The organism is Succinimonas sp. (assembly GCF_045225735.1).
Taxonomy (GTDB): Bacteria; Pseudomonadota; Gammaproteobacteria; order Enterobacterales; family Succinivibrionaceae; genus Succinimonas.
Genome location: NZ_JBGVBR010000107.1, coordinates 1 through 18,883 on the forward strand (window position 1 = coordinate 1; position 18,883 = coordinate 18,883).

Genomic DNA, 18,883 nt, shown 5'->3' on the forward strand with positions numbered 1-18,883 from the left:
GCATCCTTGGTAGCCTGACGCTGCTGGTCGTTGAAGTAGGCCGGAACGGTGATTACGGCTTCGGTTACCTTCTCGCCGAGAATGTCCTCTGCGGTCTTCTTCATTTTCTTCAGCACTTCAGCGGAAACCTGAGGAGGGGCCATCTTCTTGCCGTCCTTCAGAGCAACCCAGGCATCGCCGTTATCAGCTCTTACAATCTTATAAGGCATTACGGAAACGTCTCTCTGCACTTCAGCATCATCGAAACGACGGCCGATGAGACGCTTAACCGCATAAAGAGTATTTTCAGGATTGGTTACCGCCTGCCGCTTGGCAACGTCGCCCACCAGAATCTCGCCCTTGTCGGTATAGCCGATGGTGGAAGGAGTGGTGCGCTTTCCTTCGGCATTCTCAAGAACTCTCTGCTGACCGTTTTCCAGTACTGCAACGCATGAATTGGTAGTACCCAGGTCAATACCGATAATCTTACCCATAGTATGTATTTCTCCAGTTATCAAATCTTTGCGACAGGCTTTAATTATTTGCTGTTCCTGTCCCGTTCTGACCTTAACATGGTGCTTAGTTGCATCTTTTCAAGGGGGGAGGCAAAAATTTTTCATTTTCCCGCCCGGAAAAGATTTCCGGACGCATCAGATGCCGGAGCGGGCCTCAGATGTCCCGCGGGTTCTGTTCCGGCGCCGGTTTCCGCTCCCGGTCATCGGCGCTGTCATCTTCATCGTCATCTTCATCGTCATCTTCATCGTCTTCTTCGCTGTCTTCTTCATCTTCCTCCGGAACGCTTTCCGGCTTAGTTCCGGAAATGCCCTTGTAGCAGTAAAGATCCCGCATCTTAACCGTTATCATAAGAGCGCCCAGAGCCGCCAGCAGAAAAGCACCGGCCACTATAAGCCCGCTCCCCAGAAGGAGAGCCGCCATCAGGACTGCCACCGCAGCCATAAACAGCATTACGAAGATCCGGAGCTGTTTCTCGGCCCCGGATTTGTCACCAGCCATGCATAACCTCCCGCAGCAAAAAAAAATCCCCGCTGACGCAAAGCCACCGGGGACGCTCATACTGAAAAACGGACGCTTTTCTGTCCGCCTTAATCAGGCTTCGGTATTCACCGAGCCCCCGTTACCGGCGGAAACCACCACCTGGGCAGCCCTGATGGTTCTGCCGTTCAGGGAATATCCGGTGCGGAAGGTTTCAATAACATGGTTTGCCGGGATGGCCGGGTTCGGCACAAAGGTCATGGCCTCGTGAAGCTCCGGATCAAACTCATCGCCGTTACCAGGCCGGATAGCCTTGAGTCCGTTATTCTCCATAGCCTTGAGGAGCACGGTCATGGTGCTCTTTACGCCCTCTACAACCTGAGAGATCATTTCCGGGTTGTCCGGAGTGATCTTGCCGGAATATTCCACCGCCTTTTCCATGGCCTCCAAGGGCGGCACCAGATCCTGAGCAAATCCGGTGATGGCATAATCCTTGGCCTTCTTCATATCCTGATCGCAGCGCTTTCTCATGTTCTGCGTTTCAGCCCGGGCCCTGAGAGCTTCCTCCTTAAGAGTCCTGTTTTCATCTTCAAGCTCGCGAATCCTCTTCTGAGCCTCTTCAAGATCCTTAATGAGCTTCTCCGGAGTCATTTCCTCCTGGCTCTCCTGTCCGGCCTCGTCTGCAGATTCAGGAGCGGCTTCCTCCGGAGCCGGCTGCTGTTCCTCAGCGTTATTGATTTCGTTTTCCTTGTCCGGATCGGCGCTGTTCTCTTGAACTTCTTCGTTATTCATTCGCTTATCTCCAAAAACCGCAAAAAATCCTGCTTCCTACATGGGGATTCCGCTTTATTTTTTCAAGCAGTCAACAGGGAGCTCCTTGAAACAGACGGCTCCGGAACCCGAAATCAGGCCGTTTCAGCTTTTCCGAAACAGATGTCCGCCCCTTGCGAACAATTGCCGCTGTTCCCGCTGACCGGCTCTCCCCCATGAGCTCCGGCGGTGAGATGGATCCGGATTTAAGGCTTTGCTCCGGCCGACTTCCCGCCAAGTTCGGATTTCTGTGCTAAAATTGCCCCGTTCTTGACAAAATAGGTTTAAGCATGAGAATCATTTTTTCAGTTCTGCTGCTCTTGACACTGGCCCCGGCCCTTAATGCCTGCGCCTACAGACCGGATCTCAATCAGGGCAATTTCACCGAACAGAAGGACGTAAATCTGCTCCGCCGCGGCATGACCAGGGAACAGGTGAAGTACATTCTGGGCACGCCGATGCTGACAGATCCCATGGATACCTCAACCTGGTACTATATCAACTACGTGCGCCGCGGCTGGTCGGAACCGGAACAGCAGATGCTGGTGGTCAAATTCAACGATAATGAAACCCTGGAGGAGATTTACGGGGATTTTGAAAAAAGCGCCCTTTTTGACAGCTCGGTCAGCGCCAGATAAGCTGATTTCGGTAACGGAGTGTCACTCATGAAAAAAGGCGCCTTGATTCTTCTGACAGCTTTGCTTTCCGTCTCGCTGGCCGGCTGCTCCGCCCCCGAGGAGGAGCATTTCAATCCCCGGAAATTTGCCCGGCACAGTCTGAACAGCTTTAAGATCTCCGACAACACCTTTCCGGAAGTTCTGCCGGAACAGGATCGGCTTTTCTCCCGCTATGCCCGGGAATGCTCCTGGGGCATTCCGGAAAGCGGCATCAAAATGGCCGAGCTCTACAAAACCACCCTGGATCCCCAAAAGGAACACTACCTTTATTTTCAGCAGAATAAATTAGCCAGGATGTTCATGTACTGCTGGCTCACCATGATAAGCAGATCCAAGGCGGAAAACGAAAAGAATCCCGCAAAGTTCAAGGAAGCCCTGGCCGCCATAAAGGAGGCCTCTCCCGCAGAACCCCAGGACATCCTGAAAATCATTTATTCCTTCTACCGGCTCAAGGATCCCACCAGCGCCCAGACCTGGATAGCCAAGCTGAATTTCCGGGAAAGAGGCGATGTGCCCGCCATGTTCGAGCTGGGGAAATTTCTGTTTCAGGCCGAGGACATGCAGCTTCAGGGGTACACCATGGTGGAAACTGCCGCCTCCATGGGCTATCCGGAGGCCTATTTCCAGCTTACGGCTCCGGAGTACGTCAGCTTCCGGGAATCCCGCCCCGGTCTTCAGGCATCCTATCAGAAGCTCATGAACAAGGGCCGGCCTAAGGACGAAACCGCCTCCGATGACGAAGGAGATCCCAATTTCGGCACCAGTCTGCTGGGAAAAGAATAAAAAAAGCCCCGATGAGGGGCTGGTTCAAAGCAGGGCCATTGCGGATAACAGGCTGACGCAGCTTATGGGAAGACGCAAAAAGGAGCGGGAACGCTTTTCCGGCGGCAAAGTCTCAGGCCTCGAAGTCAATATCCCGGCCGCATTTTTCGCTGTCGGATCTGAGTCCCTTCCGGTCATAGACGGCTTCTTCAAGACTCCGCTCATCCGAGCCGCCATCGCGGCCATAGCCGGATCTCTCCTCGTCTTCATCGCAGTATTCTCTCAGCTGCCGGATCCCGGAGGTTTTTCTGACTCCTCTTTTGAAGTTAAGCATATGAGGGCCTCCGTTGTATCTGGGAAGAATGGCAAAGACGGCATCCATGGCGCACCTCCTTTCTCTTCATCTCTTCGTGATACCCCGCGCAAGTCTTAAGACCGGCCTCAGTCATCCCTGTAAACGCCGCGCTCCTGCTAATCCGTTTCGCTTGCCCGCATGCCTTGTCAGCAAAGCTTAAAGCTGTCGTTAAAAAATTTTTCTGTCACCTTATTAGCGGCAGAAAACGCCGGAATTTGAGTAATTTTCGCCGTCAAAGAGAACCGTTTTCCCGGTATTATTCCGGAGGGAGCGGGGGATCCGGAGCTTTCCGGGGTCTTTTTGTCTCCGGGCTCTTATTCCTGCGAGATCCCGCCACGTCCGCATAGTTTAAAAGCCCGGTCTTTGCTACAATGACATTGAAACAAAGAACTCACGGAGAAGAAAAAAATGGCCCAGGAAGACAGCAGCAAAAACAAAGACAGCGAGAAACCGCAAATCCCCATAAACTACGGCGTTGACAATGCCGCGCTGGACAAGGCTCTGGGATTTCTGGTGGAATCTCAGACCGAAATCAACCGCCGCATGGCGCTCTCTGAGCTCAGAAAGGCCAAGGTCATCGTGCCGGTAAAGCTGGACGGCAGCTACAAGTTCGATAACGGCGGGGTAACCTTCTCCGACGATGCCAAACTGAATTACGTCCTTATCAAAAACGCCCGGGACGAGCATTACTGTCCCGTATTCACCAATGCGGACGAATTTAAAAAGTTCAATCTGGATAAAACCGGAAACATTGTGCAGAAATTCACCAGCGTGGCGGAAACCGTCACCGGGCAGGACAGCATCCTCAAAGGGGTGGTGGTTAACCCCTTCGGGGCCGGCATCACCATTGACCGGGAGCTCCTCTCGGCCATGCTCCAAGCCCCTCAGGGAAAAATGTCCTTTACCACGGCTCCCATGAAGGAGCCCTACCGCCTGTTTTCCATTCCCAAGGGCACCACCGTGGCCGCCGGCACCCCGAAAAACCGTCCGGACAGTCTCCTGGAGGCGCTCTCCCGGGATATGGAGGAGCTTAAAAACATTAAGAAGGCCTGGCTGGTAGCCCTCCAGTGGCCGGATCGCAAAAATGCCGCCGGCATCGCCGAAATCACCTATCTCGTGGTTACGGAAACCCCTGACCGGCCGCAGGATATCTTCCCCGGTCTCTCCATGACCGCCGAAAAGCACTCCGGTACCCTGCACACCGACTTTATGATTTACCGGGAGGACAGCGAGTTTCTCAGGGCCGCTCTGAAGAACATCGCCCCCTTCTACACCCGGAAAAAATTTCTGGGCCTGTTCTGAGCCGGCGAAATGCGGAACCGCCGGAGGCTTTCCGGCGGTTTCATCCCGGTAAAACATTTGCTGCTTAACTCGATGCTGCTAGACTGAGGCTTTTATGAACAATGATCCTTCATCATGGATTCCCAAGGAATTAAGCTGGCTTTCCTTCAACGAACGGGTGCTGCAGGAGGCTCAGGACAAGAGCGTCCCCGTGGTGGAACGGGTGCGTTTTCTGGGGATCTACTCCAGCAATCTGGACGAATACTTCAAGGTAAAGATCGCCGATCTGAAGAGACGGGTGGTGATTGACGAGGAAAACGGCAACGACTCCGGAGCGAAGGAAGTCCTCAAAAAATGTCTCAGCAAGGTTAAAAAGCTCAACGCCACCTTCGATCGCACCTACATCTCGCTCCTGACCGAGCTGGCCTCCCACAACATTTTTCTCTACGATGAAAAGGAGATCACTCCGGAGCAGCGGAACTGGGTTATCGACTTTTTCCGGAGAAACGTCTTAAAGCACATCTCCCCGGTAATCCTGAACGATGACATCGACCTGGTCTCCTTCCTCAAGGACAAATATGCCTACCTCCTGGTAAAAATGACCCGGTTTCCCCGCAAGGGCAAACAGGCATCCCGAAACTCCGGAGAGGAAAACGTCCGGGAGGAGAAAAACCGCGACAAGGACGGTCAGAGCAGGGTGACCTATGCCCTTATTGAGGTTCCCACCGACAAGATCCCCAGATTTATTCAGATCCCCACCTTCGGAAACAAAAAGGACAAGGTGCTGATGATCCTGGACAATGTGATCCGCGTCGGTCTCGATATTATCTTCAAGGGGCTTTTTGACTACGATGAAATCAGCGCCTACTCCGCCAAGATGAACCGGGATGCGGAATACGACCTCTCCTCCCAGATGGACAGATCCTTTGTGGAAAACATGTCCCAGAGCCTGAAGCAGCGCCTGGTCTCCATGCCGGTGCGCTTTGCCTATGACAAGGAAATGCCGAAGGAGATGGTGCGCTACATTGTGAAAAAGCTCTGCATGCAGGACTTCGACTCCGTCATGGAGGGCGGCCGCTACCACAACTTCAAGGACTTCACCGGCTTCCCCAATGTGGGACGGGAGTATATTGAAAACACTCCCCTGCCCGAGCTGAACTCCGTGGACTTCGACTCCGCGGCCAATGCCTTCGAGGCCATCAGCGTGCATGATATTCTGCTTTACTATCCGTACCACACCTTCCGCTACTTTACCGAGCTTTTAAGACAGGCCTCCTACGATCCGGCAGTCACCGCCATCAAGATCAACATCTACCGCGTGGCCTCCAAGAGCCGGGTCATAAGCTCCCTCATTGACGCCGCCAACAACGGCAAGCATGTGACGGTAATCGTGGAGCTCAAGGCCCGCTTTGACGAGGAAAACAACATCAAATGGGCCAGCAGGCTCACCGATGCCGGAGTGAAGGTGCTCTTCGGCATGCCGAGTCTTAAGATCCATTCCAAGCTCTGCCTCATCACCCGCATCGAGGACGGCCAGCCCACCCGCTATGCCCATATCGGCACCGGCAACTTTAATGAAAAGACCGCCAAGATCTACACGGACTTCGCCCTGTTCACCAAGCATCCGGAGCTCACTCATGAGGTGGAGGAGGTCTTTACCTTCATCGAGTTCCCCTATATCCACACCAAATTCGACCGGCTTCTGGTGTCCCCTATCAATGCCCGGAAAAAGATCACCGACATGGTGGAAAACGAGATCAATAACGCCCGCTCGGGCTTTACCGGCAAAATTCTGGTAAAGGTGAACAATCTGGTGGACAAGGAGCTTATCAGCGAGCTTTACAAGGCTTCCCAGGCCGGCGTGCAGATCGACATGATCATCAGGGGCATGTGCTCGCTGAAACCGGGAATTCCCGGGCTCAGCGAAAACATCCGGGTTATCAGCATTGTGGACAGATTCCTGGAGCATCCCCGGGTGATGTATTTCTACAACAACGGCAATCCCAAACTCTTTATTTCCTCCGCCGACTGGATGTCCCGGAATCTGGACACCCGCATTGAGGTGGGCACTCCCGTGCTGTCCCCCATTCTGAAGAACCGGATCCTGGAAATTCTCAGCATTCAGTTCCAGGATACCATGAAGGCCCGGGTTATCGATGCCGAGCAGAGCAATGCCTATGTGAAGAGAGGAAACAGGAAGAAGCTGCGTTCCCAGATTGCCATTTACGAATATCTGGCAGGCATCGAGGAGAAAAAGCTGGCCAAAATCGCCGCCGCCCAGGGGAACAGCGCTTTAAATAAGATCTGAGCTCCGGCGCGCTTCAGCATTCCTCAGGGACGCCGCCTGCCTCCGGAGCGGCGGCGGGAGCGGACTCCCGCTCTGCCCGCTCCCTCATTTTACGGGCCTTTTTCTCCATGCGGCGCATCTTGAAGAAGTTAGTCAGGATGTCCCCGCATTCCTTCCGGAGCACTCCTCCGGTGACCTCCGGCACATGATTGTGCAGGGGTTCCGCCAGAAGATGAAAGGCTGATTCATGAGCGCCGGTTTTAAGATCCTGCGCTCCGTACACCACCCGATCCACCCGGGACAGGATAATGGCGCCGGTGCACATGACGCAGGGCTCCAGCGTCACATACAGGGTGGCCCCGTAAACGCGGTAGTTCCCCGTAAGCCGGGCCGCCTCCCGGATCACCACCATTTCCGCATGAGCGCTGGGGTCATGAGAGGTAATCATCAGATTGCAGCCCCGAGCCACGATCCTGCCGTCCTTGACCACCACCGCTCCCACGGGAACCTCCCCCAGATCCCAGGATCGCCGGGCCTCCCGGAGCGCCTCCAGCATAAAAATCTCATCAATGTTAAGAAGTTCCTTCATGGCGGTACTTATCCTGCGCTTGTCCTTGCTGATAAACGGAAACGGCATCTCCGGGAGCAGAAATGCCTGGCACTAAAAAAGCAGGGCATTAAAAAAGCCCCGCATATTGTCGGGGCTTTTCAGATGATTTACAACATAAATATTTCAGCCGGAAAAGACTATTCCTTCGGCAGCTTTACGGGAGCGGGGCCCTTGCCGGCGCCCTTGCCCGGTTCCACGGAACCCAGATACTCCGGCAGGTTGAGACCGGCCATCTTGGCAACGTCATGAAGCGGCGGCAGGCTCTTTACCATGCCTGACAGAAAATTTGCCGTAGCGGTCTTGCCGTCGCCGGCGCCGCCGTTGCCGTCATGATCCCAGACGGTAACCTTGTCGATCTTGATGTTTCTGATGGCTTCGGTCTGGAGTCCCACGAGCTGCTCCAGCTTTTCAATAATGAGCAGGGTAGAAGCTGCTTCCACATTGTTTCCGGCGCTCTTGACCAGCTCGGCGTAACCGGAGGCCTTGGCTTCCAGAAGAGCCTTCTGACCCTGAGCCTCAGCCTGGTACTTCATGAGCACGGCGTCTGCCTGACCGCGGGCTTCCTCGCGCTGTCTCTCGGCCACGGCCTGAGCATCGATGATGATCTTCTCCTTGTCGATTTCCTGCCGGGAAATTTCCTGAGCGTTAAGTCTCTGCTTCTCAGCCTGGTACTTGGCCTTTTCGATTTCGGCCTGAGCCTGGCTCTTGGCCACCTCGGCGCGCTGATGGGCCTCGGCCTGAATAACCTCCAGCTCGGCATTGGACTGGGCGATATTCTTCTTGGCGTCGTTTTCGCCGGCGATAGCCTGAGATTCCTGATCAGCCACGTAACGGCGCTGTCCGGTCTCGGCCTGCTTCATGCCCTTCTGAGCCTCGGCCTGGTTCTGAGCCACGGAAATGTTCTTTTCCCTGTTGGCCTCGGATTCGCCCACGGCGCCGATCTTTTCCTGATTGGCCACATCGATCTTAGCCTTGTTAACAGCCTCTGCGGCGGCCTTTTTACCGATGCTTTCGATGTAGTCGGATTCGTCGGTGATATCGGTGATGTTAACGTTGATAAGCTTAAGGCCGATCTTGTTCAGCTCCGGTTCCACATTGGCGGTGATGTTCTTCTGGAAGGCCTCGCGGTCCTGGTTGATCTCCTCAATGTCCATGGAAGCCACGGTAAGACGCAGCTGACCGATAATGATGTTCTTGGCGGTATCCTCGATCTGCGGCTGCCCCAGTCCCAGAAGGCACACTGCGGCATTGCCCATGATATCCTCATCGGGGGAAATCTGCACGGTGAAGCTGGAAGGCACGTTAACGCGAATATTCTGCTTGGAAAGCGCGCCGGTCAGCGGAATATTGATGGTCATGGGCTTCAGATCCATATAGGTATAGTCCTGAATAAACGGCCAGACAAAAACACCGCCGCCGTGAATGCACTTTGCGGTCTTCTTGCCGGCCACCATGCCGGAAATCACCAGAATCTGATCCGGCGGACACTTCCGGTACCGGTTTATCATGAATATGACTACGGCCATGCCGATGATAGCGGCGAAGGCTACCATCACAATACCCACAAATGAAGCCATAATTTAATCTCCGTATTTAACAAAGGCTGAAAATTACAAAAATATCTAAAAAAATCTGAAAATCGGTTTTCGCCGGTCAGGATTACCCCCTCCGGACTCAGGACTGATTCCCGGGATTTTTGTCCCGGCTTCCGGCGCTGTTCATGGGCTCCACCATCAGAACGGAATCATCGGTGACTCTGACAATCCTGACCTTGGTTCCGGTGGCCAGGCACTGGCCGGTCTCGGAAGCGGCTTTCCGAAAAAGCTTTCTGCCCTGCATATTGAAATCAATCTGTCCCATGCCATCCTCCGGAATGGTGAGGTAAACCGTCCCCTCCTTGCCCACGGCGTCTGATATCTCGAGGTTTCCCTTGGTCTGGAGCTTCATAAGGAGCATGGTTATCTTAACCATGATAAAAACCATAAAAGCCCCGGCGAAAAGGGTAACCAGCACCGAGACCATGCTGTTATGAAAGGTTCTCTCCGCCCAGAAGCCGGCCAGGCCTCCTACCAGAGCAAATGACGACAGCGACTGGATGGAGACATACCGGAGCAGCGCATCCGAGCTGTCCGCAATAGAAGCGTCAGCCGCGGAGGGATCGCCGTCCGTGCCCACAAAAAACATCAGGATCAGTCTCATCAGAAAAACTGTCCCGCCTGCCGTAATCATCATGAGGTAGAACAGCTCAAGACCTGTCAGCTGATCGAAAAATTCCATCATAAACCGCCCTCCCTGTGGTTAATCAATGCGCTAATCAATGCGGCTGTCCATGCAAACTATAAATTCAAACGGTGTCTGTCAGAAACAATACATGCTGCTTTTGCGAGTTATGACAGATCAAAATGCGCAAAACCGGATCTTCATTAAATCCCCGTTACACAGCAGTTTATTCCGCCGCTGTTCACTTTTAATCATAAATCAGTTGCATCAGCCGGAACTCCTTCCCGCCCTGCAGGGCGGCCGCCCTCCTTCAGCTCCCGGATCTCCTCCATAATGGAAGCATAGATCCGAGGCAGGTTCCGCCGGGCCCGGTTAAGCTTTTTCTGACAGGTTCCGGCGCTCCAGCACAGGCAGATCACCAAAGATTCAAGAACCAGAATCCCGGTCTCGTTAAGGAGCATGGGCTCCCGGATGGCGCTGACGCAAAGCTCCGCGGCCAGAATCATCGCAGCCATATAGCCCCCGAAATGGTGTCTCATAAGGAGCCATAGCGCGAGAAGCACCGGCGGCAGCAGGCTCTGGCCGATTTCATACGCCGAAAAGTCCGGCTCCCACCAGGGGAGGCCCCGCCCGGCATTCCTCATCATGACGAGGATCGCCGGCTTTAAAGAAAACAGCGCCAGCGCCCAATAGCCGGTCTTCAGGGTCTTCATCCAGAGAAATACCTTTCTGGCCTCCGGGGACAGCTTCTCAGTCCTGATGCGGGTCATAGCGATTCCTCTGCAAAAATCCCTTCCTGCTCAATACATATAGCCCGAAAGACCGGTTTTCAAGCAAAATCGGCATTCCCCGATCCGAAAGATCCCGGGATAAAAACAGGAAAGGCGGGAGATCCGGCTCCGGAGAATGGGCTATAATGGGGCAGCCTTCCGGAAGGGAATCCGCCGGAAGCAGATCCTGAAATCAACCACAATAAGGAAAACTCTATGCCTATGGGATGGATCATTGCAGGGAGCGTGGCCCTTCTTGCAATCAGCAATATTTTTATGAATCTGGCCTGGTATCTCCATCTCAGCAAAATGGCAGACCGCCCCGTGCTCTACGCCATTTTGTTTTCCTGGGGCATTGCCCTGTTCGAGTACATGCTGATGGTGCCCGCCAACCGCTGGGCCTCCGCCTATCTCTCCATCAGCCAGCTTAAGATCATGCAGGAAATGATCACCCTTTCAGTGTTTCTGCCCCTGTCGATTTTCGTATTCGGCGAAAAGTTCAGCTGGGACTATGTCTGGTCAGCTCTGTGCATGATGGGAGCGGCCTTCTTCGCCTTCAGAAAAATGCTGTTCGCCGGAGCCTCCTGACAAACGGACTCCTTTTTAAGGCCGCATTTCCGGCAGAATTCAGCCGCCAGGCATCAAAGCATCAAAAAGCCCTGAGAAATCACATCCTCAGGGCTTTCAGTTTCTTTCCGGACGGCCGTTCCCGCCCGTCATCCTTCAGCCGTTAATCCCGACAGGCTCCCAGCACCAGACAGGCATTGGTGCCGCCGAAGCCGAAGCTGTTGGACATCACCGCATCCAGACTCTCCTCCGTGTATGAGGTTACCAGAGGCAGTCCGGCCACTGCGGGATCCGGGGTCTCCACATTGATGCTGGGGGCAATAAAGCCGTTATTGAGCATCAGAAGAGAATAAATGGCCTCCTGCACTCCGGCGGCTCCCAGAGAATGTCCGGTCATGGCCTTGGTGGAGCTGAATTTCGGCATGCTGTCCCCGAAAACCTCCTTCATGGCCTCAACCTCTCGGGTATCACCCACCTTGGTAGAGGTGCCGTGAGTGTTGATATAGCCAATCCGGCGATCCTTAAGAGAGGACATGGCCATTCTCATGCAGCGCACCGCTCCTTCGCCGGAGGGAGCTACCATGTCATAGCCGTCCGAGGTGGCTCCGCAGCCCAGAATCTCGCCGTAAATCTTAGCTCCTCTGGCCCGGGCATGCTCCAGTTCCTCCACTACTACCATGCCGCCGCCGCCGGCAATGACAAAGCCGTCCCGGTCGGCATCATAGGTACGGGAGGCGCGTTCCGGGGTGTCATTGTATTTGGTGCTGAGAGCGCCCATGCCGTCAAAAAGACAGGAAAGCGTCCAGTTAAGCTCTTCGCCGCCGCCGGCAAACACCACATCCTGACGATTCAGGAGAATCTGATCCACGGCGTTGGTGATGCAGTGAGCCGAGGTCGAGCAGGCGGAGCTGATGCTGTAGTTCACGCCCTTGATTTTGAAGGGGGTGGCCAGACAGGCTGAGGTAGTGGAACCCATGCAGCGGGTGACCTGATACGGGCCGACTCTTTTAACACCCTTGGTTTTCAGGGTTTCGCAGGCTTCCACCTGATTCATGGGGGAGGAACCGCCGGAACCGCAGATAAGCCCGGTGCGTTCATTGGAAACCTCATGCTCCTCCAGTCCGGAATCCTGCACCGCCTGCTGCATGGCCAGATAGGCATAAACAGCGGCATCTCCCATAAAACGACGCACCTTGCGATCAATAAGATCCGCGGTATCAAGCTTTACATTGCCCCATACCTGAGAACGCATGCCAACGTCACGAAACTGCTCAGAGAAGGTGATGCCGGATTTTCCGGTCTTAAGAGATTCAAGCACTTCAGCAGCATTGTTACCTATACTGGACACTATTCCAATACCGGTAATAACAGATCTTCTCATATCTTCCGTCTCTCCGTAAAATCTGTGGCCTGTTTGCAGATCCGTCAAACCATCACTGGTCAATCAGTTTGCAATCTGCGCAGTATGCCATTAATTCTATAACAAGATGCCGCTTTTTAAAAAACAGTCACCGCAAACAATTGCCATTTTCTGAACCTTTGCAGCCTTTTTGGAAAAAAAATCCGGATTTCCGCCGCTCCGGAGCCGGTTTTCAGAAAAAGGAAAGGCCGGAGGAGGAAGAGGGAGGACTGCTTTATTCCGCGGCTTTTTGCCTGTCCGGCAGCACCCAAAAGATTACCCGAAGGCTCTGATTCTGTCATAATGTCATGGGGCAGCTTAAATACCCCGTTACGGATAAGGGATATTCTTAGTGTTTAAGCATCTTCGGAGCATGTTATGGCCAAGGAAACTTTGCGCAAACTCATCGGCCTCCTGGGATTTGCCAGTCCGGAGCTTGCCGCAGCCTCCGGCTGCAGCGCGTCAATGATAAACGCCGTCAGAACCGGAAAACGGGCCGTATCCCCCAGGCTGGAAAAGATAATCATCGGCCTTCTGATTCAAAGGAAGGATGATCCGGCTGTCAGGATAGTTATTGAGAACTGCAAATAATGAAAAAGCCCCTCTGCGGGGCTCTCTTCTGTCATCTTGGTTTCAATGGATCTTGTTCCCGTCCCCGCAGGCGGTAACTGCAAAAAAAACGAGAACCGATATCTTCACAATTCTGCTACTTAAGCCATCCGCCCCAGCCGTCCATATCGGTCTCCTTTAATTGTGCCAAGCAAAAACTGTGCTGCTCCGAATATATCACAGGACGATACCATGAACAAACAAAAGAGATGCTTAACGACCACGGGTTAACAAACATCCTGCGATCAGTTTCGCGCTGGCTGTTTACGCCCCTGATCCCGAAAATCCAGATGGCAAACAACTGTCATTTAACCCGGTAATTCCTCATGGGAGCGATGTTTGCAACTCGCTGTCAAAGCTCTTAATATGGCAGTAAAAGCATAAACAGATCAGTCATAACCAGTCTGAAGCCCGGGATCTGAGATTCGGATAATCCGCCCCGGGCCCGCAAAGGAACCTGTTTTTATGAACATCTCCCTTGTCCCGCCTCCGGCTCCCGGCGAGCCGGCATATGCGGAAATCAATATCGCCGGGGAACAGGCCGGAAGCCCCCTCTTTAACGATGTCTACTTCTCGGATGCCGGAGGATATCTGGAATCCGAGCATGTTTTTATTCAGGGAAACCGGCTTCCGGAGAGACTCGCCCGCCGGGAAGAGGATGCGGAGAGCGCCCCGGGACAGGCTTCAGAGGGTGATCGCCCCCGGGAATTTGTCATCGGCGAGACCGGCTTTGGCACCGGCCGGAATCTGCTCACGCTGATGAAGCTCCTTCATGATCTCCGGAATCAGGGCATCCGGCTTCCGGAAATACATTACATTACCGTGGAAAAGCATCCCCTGCTCCCCCGGGATCTTGAGAAAGCCCAGAGCATCTTCAAAAATCTCGCCCGGGAGTCTCTGCTTTTCAGAAGCTGCTATCGCGTTCCCGTTACCGGACTCCAGACGCTGTGTCCGGAACCGGGGGTAACCGTGCATCTTTTAGTGGGGGATATCCGGGAGATCTGCCCGGCCACCCGGCTGTCCCGGCCGGTGGATGCCTGGTTTCTGGACGGCTTTTCCCCGGCGCTGAATCCGGAAATGTGGTCTCTTTCGGTATTCCGGGAGCTCCGGAGGCTGAGCGCTTCGGGAACCACCCTGGCCACCTATACCGTAAGCGGCGCCGTAAGAAGAAATCTTAATGAGGCCGGCTTTGTTACCGCAAAGCTGCCCGGCTATGGCCGCAAAAGGGAAATGACCGCTGGCTGGATCCCTTAATGCGGTTTTGCAGGCATAAAAAAACCTGCCAGAGCTTTATGTGGCAGGTCTTCCAAAACTGAGGTCAGAAACTACAGATTTCTTTCGTCATCCTCGTCCAGGCTCTTTATGTAGTTGCTCTGGGCAAAGACGGGAACCTGCACTCCCATAAGACGGCCGTTTCCCGTTTCCGACTTATATCTGGCCATCATCTTCTCGGCGCCGGAGAGACTTTCATCCCCAATGGCATTAACGGCTTCAATAAGATCGTTGCAGAATCTCTTTTTGCCGACATAGCGGATCTTCTGCGCCAGCTTCTTGCTGGCCTTGATGATGATGGGATCGTGCCGGCTGCTGTACTTGGAAGCATCGGCAAGATACCGGGACCACTGCTCCTGAACGTCAGGAGACTGCTCCCGCACCTCCATCCAGTTAGGCATCACCGTGGTAATGTCCACATTAATGTCAGCGCCGTAAAATTCGCACTTATCCGGTTCCTGTCTGACATCAAGATTCCAGTTTATGGCATAGCTGACTTTTACAATGCTGCGCTTGTTGGTATTGGCGTTCACAGGGGCACTGTCTTCGATAATGTCATGGAGATCCTCCGGAGTCTCCGCGGAAACATCATAGAAGGTAGTGTTGCGGTTAACGTTCTCCCGGATGTCGAGGTTGTGGTAAAAAATGTCGTCCTCGTGACTCCCGTGTTCCATGCTGTAACGCAGCACCTGATCCGCCCTGCTGTAGCCGCCGGCGTTTTCGGCAACTCCCGGGAGCACCGTATCCCCGACAACGGTGGCGAACTTTTCATCCAAAACGGATTTCTTGTGCTCATCATTAACAAACTGAGGAAGTATAAATAGGAAAGCATAAACAAGCGCCAGAGGAACTCCCACCACTAGAAGAGCCAGCAAGGTTTTACGCATCATATGTATTTACCCGATTTCCTGTATTCAGTTGCGGAACGCGAGGCTCCCGTCATGCCTGACAGGGAACCCGGACACGTAATTTTATCCCACTTTGGGGAAGATGCGTACAAATGATGCCGGTTTTTCCCCTGTTATGAGATCATGTACACTGTTTTTTACGAACTGGTTTTGCACAGGTTTTTCCACAAGATGTTTTTAGGTTATACACAGGTATAACCCTTGAAATTCCGGGGGTTTTCAAATTTATGCACAAGCACTGAAACCTGCTCAGAATAACACGGATCGCTCTCTGAAAACAGTGCCATCCCGAAGGATCAACGCCTGCCCCGGGGCGCCGTCCGGTGCCGCCGGGGAGCTTTTCCCGCCGGACGGGTTTTCAGAAACAATTTTATGCTAATGCTTTATTTGCAATTTCCGCTAATAATAGTAAAATGCCCCGTCTGCGATTGAAGCGCAGCGATGACAGCGGAATTTCCTGTAAGGCTTAGAGAGGAGAGCAAACCTGACTCAGTCCGGCTGAAAGCGTACCGGAGATGACTGGCATCGTACTTTTGGCAGACTGCCGGAGGGATTATCCGGCGGAGTTTCAGGAAAATTCTATTTAAGGAAAAAACACTTTTATGGCAAAAGAAGATTGCATTGAAATGCAGGGAACCATAGTTGAGACCCTGCCTAATACCACCTTTCGCGTGGAGCTTGACAACGGTCATGTGGTAATGGCTCATATTTCCGGAAAAATGCGCAAGAACTACATCAGAATTCTTACCGGAGACAAGGTTACCGTTCAGCTCACCCCGTATGATCTCTCCAAGGGACGCATTATTTTCCGCTCCCGTTAAAATCGGCAGGCCTTAGTTGTTATACTTTCTTGCCAGATCCCTCATAGTAGCGGTAATAGTAGGGAGCGTTTTTATTTTTTACGGTCAGATTGATGATCATCTCTTCATCAAGGCTCTGATCGCCCTCTGTTCACTGTTTATTTTCTACTGGTACGATCTGTATAAGATGGCGAAGCTGTTCTTCCTTCTTTTCAGATCCATGTACCTGTACCGGCATAATCGCAAAAGCAAAGCATACCCTGTTTTCGAATGGCTGCTCGCCCGGGAGCTGATTGTCCCCCTGCCCCTGATGGCTCTCATGCGTCTCACGGGAGACGGCGCGGAGCAGGACATTGAAGCCGCCAGAAATTTCTGCGAAAGAGCGGTATTCAATGAATATTTCGAATGCTACTACCTTCTGGGCGTGACATACTTTTTTCAGAACTCCTTAAGGCCCGCGCCGGACGGCAAATTCCTGGAGGTGCAGGATCCCGCCCGGGAAAGACAGCAGATCCTGGACGAGCTGTTCCGGGAAAAGAAGGAAGACCGCGAAGCTTCACCGGAAAGCCCGGCTCCGGAAAAGGCCGCCGCCGTCAGGAGCCGTTTTCTGGGCGCCGAATGCCTGAATCCGGATTACCATGATGCGGTATTCAATCTGGAAATGTACTTCAAATTCAATTACGAGAACGAACCCCATTACGGCGATGCGGCCGCTCTTTACGGCTTCTGCCTGATACGGGGGCTGGGAGTCGGAAATCCCGATGCCGCCCGGGGACGGGAATTTCTCAGTACCGCAAAACGCCTGAAATCGCAGGTGCTTCCGGAAATCGAAGCCGCTCTCAGAGAGAACCGGGATATCAGAACCTTCTCTGTCGAATACTGAAATCTGCCCTCCAGCAGGCTTCCGCCATAAATCTGTCCGCAAATATCGCTCCTGTTTCACAAAAATCATGAACGCCGCAGGCAAAAATGTCGCTTGCGTTAAAAATTCCGGAAAATTTTCTACCGCGGGGATTTTTCAGGTGCTAAGCTGAAATGAGCTTTATGCCTTTTTTCAATTTGATTTGCCTTGCGGCATGCTGTTCTGTTTATCATGTGTCTTAACGGAACGGCATCGGCTGTCGCAGGGAGAAATTAGCGAGGTTTTTTATGGCAAAAGGTACAGTTAAATGGTTTAACAACACCAAAGGGTATGGTTTTATTACCCCCGATGAAGGCAGCGAGGATGTTTTCGCTCATTTTTCCTGCATCAGCATGGAAGGCTTCAAGACCCTCAAGCCCGGACAGACTGTTACCTATGATCTCGAAAAAGGGGATAAAGGTTTCCATGCAGTCAATATCATAGTGGTTAAGCCCGCCGAAGCCGCTGCTCCCGCTCCGGCAGACCAAGCCGAGTAGTTCCGTTCGTTCTCAAATCTTCCGGTTCTCCTGTTCCAGGACAGGAGGGGTGTTTTTTGTTTTCAGGATATTCCTGATCCCCCTGCTTATCCTGCGGATTCCGCAGCGTCTCTTCTCAGGCGCGTCCCCTTCCGGAGCCTGTTTTTGCCTGTCCGGCGGAAATATTCCGGAATTGAGCATTAGAGTCACAGACATAATCCCGGGACGCGGTTATGATGGGGGTATGATAATGCTGTTCGGTTTTGCACGGAGAAACTCATATGCCGCTCTCCCAGGATATTTGTCAGGATATTCTCAAAAGTCTTAATTCCGTAATCCTCGATAAGGAAAAAAAGCTCACTCTGGCCCTGAGCTGTCTCCTGTCCGGCGGTCATCTTCTTTTGGAGGATCTTCCGGGAATGGGCAAAACCACCCTGGCCCGGGCCATGGCGGCTGCGCTGGGGCTCTCCAGCCAGAGAATCCAGTTCACCTCGGACATGCTCCCCGGAGATCTGCTGGGAGCCAGCATTTTTAATGAAAAAACCCGGGAGTTCGAATTTCATCCCGGGCCGGTATTTACCCAGATGCTGCTGGCGGACGAAATCAACCGGGGCTCCCCCCGCACCCAGAGCGCTCTTCTGGAGGTAATGGCCGAGCATCAGGTTTCCTATGAGGGAAAGACCCGCAATATCCCCGATCCCTTTTTTGTCATCGCCACCCAGAATCCCCTGGATCAGGCCGGAACCTTTCCCCTGCCCGAATCTCAGCTTGACCGCTTTGCCATGAGACTGTCCCTGGGCTTTCCCGCCAAGGCCCAGGAGATCCGCATCCTTAAAAACGAAAACCGGGCTCCGGATCTGCCGGCCCTGACCGATGCCGCGGGGCTTCTGGAGCTTCAGAAGGCGGCCTCCCGGGTCTTCGTCTCGGATCCCGTATGCGAATACATCGTAAATCTCTGCATTAAGAGCCGCACCGATCCGGAGATCCCGAATCCCCTCTCTCCCAGAGCCTCCCGGGCGATTCTGGCGGCGGCCCGGGCCCGGGCCTTTATCGCCGGCCGGGACTACGCGACTCCGGATGACGTGCAGGAAATCTTCCCCTCGGCCGCCGAGCACCGCCTCCGCAAGGGCAATATCTCCTCCCTGGACACGGCCTCCTACAGCGACCGGATCCTGAATCAGGTAACGCCTCTGGTCTGAGGGCTTTT

21 protein-coding genes are annotated in these 18,883 nt (G+C 53.5%); 11 read left to right on the forward strand and 10 right to left on the reverse strand.

Annotated elements, in window-relative coordinates:
- The 3 genes from ACJROR_RS03630 to grpE all read right to left on the reverse strand — a co-directional run.
- On the reverse strand, positions 1–473 hold a 473-nt coding region (locus ACJROR_RS03630), incomplete at its 3' end, for an Hsp70 family protein (protein WP_406545909.1).
- A gap of 175 nt (positions 474–648) precedes the next feature.
- Positions 649–993 (reverse strand): hypothetical protein, encoded by a 345-nt coding sequence (locus tag ACJROR_RS03635; protein ID WP_406545910.1) that lies wholly within the window; start codon positions 991–993, stop codon positions 649–651.
- A gap of 93 nt (positions 994–1,086) precedes the next feature.
- Positions 1,087–1,764 carry a nucleotide exchange factor GrpE gene (gene grpE, locus ACJROR_RS03640; protein ID WP_406545911.1) on the reverse strand — a complete coding sequence of 226 codons (678 nt, stop codon included), beginning with the start codon at positions 1,762–1,764 and terminating at the stop codon, positions 1,087–1,089.
- A gap of 308 nt (positions 1,765–2,072) precedes the next feature.
- On the opposite strand from grpE, the gene ACJROR_RS03645 reads away from it, so the two are divergent.
- Complete coding sequence (locus tag ACJROR_RS03645; protein WP_406038063.1) at positions 2,073–2,420, forward strand: outer membrane protein assembly factor BamE; 348 nt, start codon at positions 2,073–2,075, stop codon at positions 2,418–2,420.
- A 27-nt stretch (positions 2,421–2,447) separates the two neighbouring features.
- Positions 2,448–3,242 carry a hypothetical protein gene (locus ACJROR_RS03650; RefSeq protein ID WP_406545912.1) on the forward strand — a complete coding sequence of 265 codons (795 nt, stop codon included), beginning with the start codon at positions 2,448–2,450 and terminating at the stop codon, positions 3,240–3,242.
- Between the two features lie 112 nt (positions 3,243–3,354).
- On the opposite strand, the gene ACJROR_RS03655 is transcribed toward ACJROR_RS03650, so the two are convergent.
- The gene (locus tag ACJROR_RS03655; protein WP_406545913.1) at positions 3,355–3,603 is read right to left on the reverse strand and encodes a hypothetical protein; all 249 of its coding nucleotides are present in this window, start codon (positions 3,601–3,603) and stop codon (positions 3,355–3,357) included.
- Between the two features lie 381 nt (positions 3,604–3,984).
- On the opposite strand from ACJROR_RS03655, the gene ACJROR_RS03660 reads away from it, so the two are divergent.
- Together ACJROR_RS03660 and ppk1 are read left to right on the forward strand one after the other, a co-directional pair.
- On the forward strand, positions 3,985–4,878 hold the full coding sequence (locus tag ACJROR_RS03660; protein WP_406545914.1) for an enhanced serine sensitivity protein SseB C-terminal domain-containing protein: 894 nt from the start codon (positions 3,985–3,987) through the stop codon (positions 4,876–4,878).
- Positions 4,879–4,972: 94 nt separating this feature from the next.
- The gene (ppk1, locus tag ACJROR_RS03665) at positions 4,973–7,165 is read left to right on the forward strand and encodes a polyphosphate kinase 1 (RefSeq protein ID WP_406545915.1); all 2,193 of its coding nucleotides are present in this window, start codon (positions 4,973–4,975) and stop codon (positions 7,163–7,165) included.
- Between the two features lie 13 nt (positions 7,166–7,178).
- Here the strand turns inward: ppk1 and tadA are convergent, their stop codons facing one another.
- The 4 genes from tadA to ACJROR_RS03685 form a co-directional block, all read right to left on the reverse strand.
- On the reverse strand, positions 7,179–7,733 hold the full coding sequence (gene tadA / locus ACJROR_RS03670; protein WP_406038073.1) for a tRNA adenosine(34) deaminase TadA: 555 nt from the start codon (positions 7,731–7,733) through the stop codon (positions 7,179–7,181).
- 158 nt (positions 7,734–7,891) lie between these two features.
- Positions 7,892–9,331: a flotillin family protein gene (locus ACJROR_RS03675; RefSeq protein WP_406038075.1), complete on the reverse strand. Its 1,440-nt coding sequence runs from the start codon at positions 9,329–9,331 to the stop codon at positions 7,892–7,894.
- 97 nt (positions 9,332–9,428) lie between these two features.
- The gene (locus ACJROR_RS03680; protein ID WP_406545916.1) at positions 9,429–10,034 is read right to left on the reverse strand and encodes an NfeD family protein; all 606 of its coding nucleotides are present in this window, start codon (positions 10,032–10,034) and stop codon (positions 9,429–9,431) included.
- 191 nt (positions 10,035–10,225) lie between these two features.
- Positions 10,226–10,744: a hypothetical protein gene (locus ACJROR_RS03685; protein WP_406545917.1), complete on the reverse strand. Its 519-nt coding sequence runs from the start codon at positions 10,742–10,744 to the stop codon at positions 10,226–10,228.
- 216 nt (positions 10,745–10,960) lie between these two features.
- Here ACJROR_RS03685 and ACJROR_RS03690 point away from each other — a divergent pair, with 216 nt between their 5' ends.
- Positions 10,961–11,332, forward strand: a complete 372-nt coding sequence (locus ACJROR_RS03690; protein WP_406038081.1) for a DMT family protein — start codon at positions 10,961–10,963, stop codon at positions 11,330–11,332.
- Positions 11,333–11,474: 142 nt separating this feature from the next.
- On the opposite strand, the gene fabB is transcribed toward ACJROR_RS03690, so the two are convergent.
- Positions 11,475–12,692 carry a beta-ketoacyl-ACP synthase I gene (gene fabB / locus ACJROR_RS03695; protein ID WP_406038083.1) on the reverse strand — a complete coding sequence of 406 codons (1,218 nt, stop codon included), beginning with the start codon at positions 12,690–12,692 and terminating at the stop codon, positions 11,475–11,477.
- Positions 12,693–13,088: 396 nt separating this feature from the next.
- Between fabB and ACJROR_RS03700 the strand changes: the two genes are divergently transcribed.
- Together ACJROR_RS03700 and mnmD are read left to right on the forward strand one after the other, a co-directional pair.
- Positions 13,089–13,301, forward strand: coding sequence for a hypothetical protein (locus ACJROR_RS03700; RefSeq protein ID WP_406545918.1), 213 nt, complete (start codon positions 13,089–13,091; stop codon positions 13,299–13,301).
- A 483-nt stretch (positions 13,302–13,784) separates the two neighbouring features.
- Positions 13,785–14,573 (forward strand): tRNA (5-methylaminomethyl-2-thiouridine)(34)-methyltransferase MnmD, encoded by a 789-nt coding sequence (mnmD, locus tag ACJROR_RS03705; RefSeq protein WP_406545919.1) that lies wholly within the window; start codon positions 13,785–13,787, stop codon positions 14,571–14,573.
- Positions 14,574–14,644: 71 nt separating this feature from the next.
- Here the strand turns inward: mnmD and ACJROR_RS03710 are convergent, their stop codons facing one another.
- Positions 14,645–15,481: a DUF922 domain-containing protein gene (locus tag ACJROR_RS03710; RefSeq protein ID WP_406545920.1), complete on the reverse strand. Its 837-nt coding sequence runs from the start codon at positions 15,479–15,481 to the stop codon at positions 14,645–14,647.
- Between the two features lie 620 nt (positions 15,482–16,101).
- Between ACJROR_RS03710 and infA the strand changes: the two genes are divergently transcribed.
- From infA to ACJROR_RS03730, 4 genes are all read left to right on the forward strand, one after another.
- The gene (gene infA, locus ACJROR_RS03715) at positions 16,102–16,320 is read left to right on the forward strand and encodes a translation initiation factor IF-1 (protein WP_026297765.1); all 219 of its coding nucleotides are present in this window, start codon (positions 16,102–16,104) and stop codon (positions 16,318–16,320) included.
- A 16-nt stretch (positions 16,321–16,336) separates the two neighbouring features.
- Positions 16,337–17,182, forward strand: a complete 846-nt coding sequence (locus tag ACJROR_RS03720; protein WP_406545921.1) for a hypothetical protein — start codon at positions 16,337–16,339, stop codon at positions 17,180–17,182.
- Positions 17,183–17,448: 266 nt separating this feature from the next.
- Complete coding sequence (locus tag ACJROR_RS03725) at positions 17,449–17,697, forward strand: cold-shock protein (protein WP_406545922.1); 249 nt, start codon at positions 17,449–17,451, stop codon at positions 17,695–17,697.
- Between the two features lie 260 nt (positions 17,698–17,957).
- Positions 17,958–18,875, forward strand: a complete 918-nt coding sequence (locus ACJROR_RS03730) for an AAA family ATPase (RefSeq protein WP_406545923.1) — start codon at positions 17,958–17,960, stop codon at positions 18,873–18,875.
- Positions 18,876–18,883: the final 8 nt, after the last annotated feature.

Bases quoted from the DNA above. Each gene is read 5' to 3' on its own strand.
- ACJROR_RS03635 (WP_406545910.1), bottom strand. From the start codon at position 993: ATGGCTGGTGACAAATCCGGGGCCGAGAAACAGCTCCGGATCTTCGTA.
- grpE (WP_406545911.1), bottom strand. From the start codon at position 1,764: ATGAATAACGAAGAAGTTCAAGAGAACAGCGCCGATCCGGACAAGGAA.
- ACJROR_RS03645 (WP_406038063.1), top strand. From the start codon at position 2,073: ATGAGAATCATTTTTTCAGTTCTGCTGCTCTTGACACTGGCCCCGGCC.
- ACJROR_RS03650 (WP_406545912.1), top strand. From the start codon at position 2,448: ATGAAAAAAGGCGCCTTGATTCTTCTGACAGCTTTGCTTTCCGTCTCG.
- ACJROR_RS03655 (WP_406545913.1), bottom strand. From the start codon at position 3,603: ATGGATGCCGTCTTTGCCATTCTTCCCAGATACAACGGAGGCCCTCAT.
- ACJROR_RS03660 (WP_406545914.1), top strand. From the start codon at position 3,985: ATGGCCCAGGAAGACAGCAGCAAAAACAAAGACAGCGAGAAACCGCAA.
- ppk1 (WP_406545915.1), top strand. From the start codon at position 4,973: ATGAACAATGATCCTTCATCATGGATTCCCAAGGAATTAAGCTGGCTT.
- tadA (WP_406038073.1), bottom strand. From the start codon at position 7,733: ATGAAGGAACTTCTTAACATTGATGAGATTTTTATGCTGGAGGCGCTC.
- ACJROR_RS03675 (WP_406038075.1), bottom strand. From the start codon at position 9,331: ATGGCTTCATTTGTGGGTATTGTGATGGTAGCCTTCGCCGCTATCATC.
- ACJROR_RS03680 (WP_406545916.1), bottom strand. From the start codon at position 10,034: ATGATGGAATTTTTCGATCAGCTGACAGGTCTTGAGCTGTTCTACCTC.
- ACJROR_RS03685 (WP_406545917.1), bottom strand. From the start codon at position 10,744: ATGACCCGCATCAGGACTGAGAAGCTGTCCCCGGAGGCCAGAAAGGTA.
- ACJROR_RS03690 (WP_406038081.1), top strand. From the start codon at position 10,961: ATGCCTATGGGATGGATCATTGCAGGGAGCGTGGCCCTTCTTGCAATC.
- fabB (WP_406038083.1), bottom strand. From the start codon at position 12,692: ATGAGAAGATCTGTTATTACCGGTATTGGAATAGTGTCCAGTATAGGT.
- ACJROR_RS03700 (WP_406545918.1), top strand. From the start codon at position 13,089: ATGGCCAAGGAAACTTTGCGCAAACTCATCGGCCTCCTGGGATTTGCC.
- mnmD (WP_406545919.1), top strand. From the start codon at position 13,785: ATGAACATCTCCCTTGTCCCGCCTCCGGCTCCCGGCGAGCCGGCATAT.
- ACJROR_RS03710 (WP_406545920.1), bottom strand. From the start codon at position 15,481: ATGATGCGTAAAACCTTGCTGGCTCTTCTAGTGGTGGGAGTTCCTCTG.
- infA (WP_026297765.1), top strand. From the start codon at position 16,102: ATGGCAAAAGAAGATTGCATTGAAATGCAGGGAACCATAGTTGAGACC.
- ACJROR_RS03725 (WP_406545922.1), top strand. From the start codon at position 17,449: ATGGCAAAAGGTACAGTTAAATGGTTTAACAACACCAAAGGGTATGGT.
- ACJROR_RS03730 (WP_406545923.1), top strand. From the start codon at position 17,958: ATGCCGCTCTCCCAGGATATTTGTCAGGATATTCTCAAAAGTCTTAAT.